The following is a 2,433-nucleotide window of genomic DNA, read 5'->3' on the forward strand; positions in this document are numbered from 1 at the left end:
GGATAGCCGCCACCACCGCCGGCGCGCTGTACGTCGTCCTCGGCCTCGCCGCCGCAGCAGCCACAGCCCTCCTGATAGCAGCGCCACCCCTCCTGATCGAAGGCGTCGCAGGCCTAGCGCTCCTCCCGGCCCTAGGCGGCGCCCTGACCACCGCTCTCACCGAAACCCGCTACCGCGAACCAGCCGCAGCCGCATTCGTCACCACCGCCTCCGGCATCACCGTCGCAGGCATCGGAGCGGCCTTCTGGGGCCTCCTCGTAGGCCTGGCGCTCCTGGCAACATCCCAGTTCCGAAGCCATCAAGTGAACAACGCGTGACCGATCGCAACCACCAGCTACCACAGGGTGGACCCCAAGACCCCAGATGGATAAGCTGGCACGTCGGATCTCAGCACCCAGATCTACCAAGGGGAGAAGCAAGGTGTCCGCAAAGAAGCTCACGGCAGCCGCCGCGACAGCCCTCGCCGCCGCCACTTCTTTGGCGGTGCCAGCCCACGCGGGCGTCACGCCGGCCACGTTCCCTGGCCTCAATGGGAAGCTGACGGTCTCGACTGGCGACAACCAGCTGCACTTCATCGCCGCGGGCGGCACCACGGCCGAGAGCATGCCGTCTCAGGCGGTCGCTGGGGCGGAGTGGGCACCGGACGGAAGCCGCGTCGCCTACATCGACGAGCACGGCGGCCTGATCTCGGCTCGGTACGACGGCACCGATCCCATAGTCGTGGCGTCGGGCCTGAGCACTGACTCGCACCCGACGTGGATGAACGGTGGCAGCTTCCTCGTCTACGCGCGGAACGGGAACCTCTACAAGGTCCCGAGCCTCGGTGGTACCGCGCCAGTAGTGCTCAGTGCCGGGCACCAGCAGGGCGACCAGGATTCCGCTCCTCAGGGCGGCGCGAACGGCGTGCTCGTATTCCAGCGCATAGACGGCAGGACGAACACGCCCGGAATCTGGGTCTACAACGGTTACTCGGACAGCCAGCACTTCGTTCTGAACTCCGGCGGTGGTCACAACCCTTCGCTCTCTCCTGATGCGAAGACGGTCGTCTTCTCGCAGCTGGACCACCAGTACCCCAAGCCGGGCCTGCAGATCTGGTCCATCGGGGTCGACGGCTCGAACCTCACTCAGCTGACCAAGGACGCCGGCACGAACGTCAGCAACGACCGTCCTGTGTGGTCTCCGGACGGCGGCACCATCGCGTTCGACAACACCGTCAACGGCGAGATCATGACCATGGCGCCCTCGCCGGGGGCGAAGGAGAACGCCCTCAGCCCCAGCGACAACGGCCGGCTCTCCTGGCAACCCACTGCGAACATGTCGCAGCCGCCGTCCGCCGCCAACCCGGTCAACCTCGTCGAGCGCCTGGACGGTCCCGACCGCATCGGCACCGCGAACCAGGTCTCGGGCTGGTCCTACGGGAACCAGCAGGCGAACGTCGTCGTCCTGGCGCGGCAGGACATCTTCGCCGACGCGCTGGCCGGGTCGGCGCTCGCCGCGCGGTTCCACGGGCCGCTGCTGCTGACGCCGACCGGGAACCTCGACGGCCGGACGCTGGCCGAGCTCAAGCGGGTCCTGAAGCCGGGCTCGTTCGTGTACGTGCTGGGGCAGACGAAGGCGATCTCGGCGAACACCTTCAACCAGGTCGCGGCGGCCGGGTTCCGGCCGACGCGCATCGGCGGGCAGGACCGGTTCGAGACCGCGGTCGACATCGCCGAGACGATCGTCCCGGACTACACGCACAACCCCGTCACCATCCTCGCCGCGACCGGGCTCAACTTCCCCGACGCGCTCGCGGCCGGCGCGGTGGCGGGTTCGCGGCCGAACACCGTCGTCGTGCTCACCTCCGACACGAAGATGCCGTCGGAGACTCAGGCGTTCCTGAACGCGGTGCCGCAGCGGACCGTGTACGGCGTCGGCGGCGAGGCGGTCAGTGCGCTGAACTCGGTGCGGATGTCGGCGGCGCAGGTCTACGGCGCGAACCGGTTCGTGACCGCCGCGATCGTGGCGCACACGTTCTTCGGCGGCCCGCAGGTTGTCGGGATCGCGACCGGCTTCAACTTCCCCGACGCGCTGGCCGGTGGCGCGCTCGCCGGCAGTGTCGGCGGCCCGCTGCTGCTGACCGGTCCCACCGGGCTGCCCAGCGAGACGGAGGACTACCTGCGCAGCGCCTCGGGCTCGGTCTCGGACGCCATCCTGTTCGGCGGCCCCGCGGTCATCACCGCGGACCAGCAGAACCAGGTCGGCGAGCTCATCAGCCAGCCCGGCCAGTGGGAGTTCGCGGAGAACAACCCCTCCGCCCACACCGGCCCCCGCTAGGCCGACGCCGAACACCACGTTCCCCCAGAGGGCGACGACGCCACCCGGCGTCGTCGCCCTCTCGCCATCCCGCCGACTACCCACAGTGACCACCGCCCCGAACCGGCTATCCTGAAC

Annotated in this window: 2 protein-coding genes; both read left to right on the plus strand. The window is 69.2% G+C overall.

What is annotated here, in order from left to right; genetic code table 11:
- Positions 1-317 (plus strand): benzoate/H(+) symporter BenE family transporter (locus GWK61_RS54005; RefSeq protein ID WP_194922198.1); only part of this gene is annotated, 317 nt, incomplete at its 5' end.
- Between the two features lie 103 nt (positions 318-420).
- Positions 421-2,316: a cell wall-binding repeat-containing protein gene (locus GWK61_RS60430; protein ID WP_194922199.1), complete on the plus strand. Its 1,896-nt coding sequence runs from the start codon at positions 421-423 to the stop codon at positions 2,314-2,316.
- The last annotated feature ends 117 nt before the right edge of the window (positions 2,317-2,433 follow it).

It is taken from the genome of Catenulispora rubra, from assembly GCF_015356825.1.
GTDB lineage: Bacteria > Actinomycetota > Actinomycetes > Streptomycetales > Catenulisporaceae > Catenulispora > Catenulispora rubra.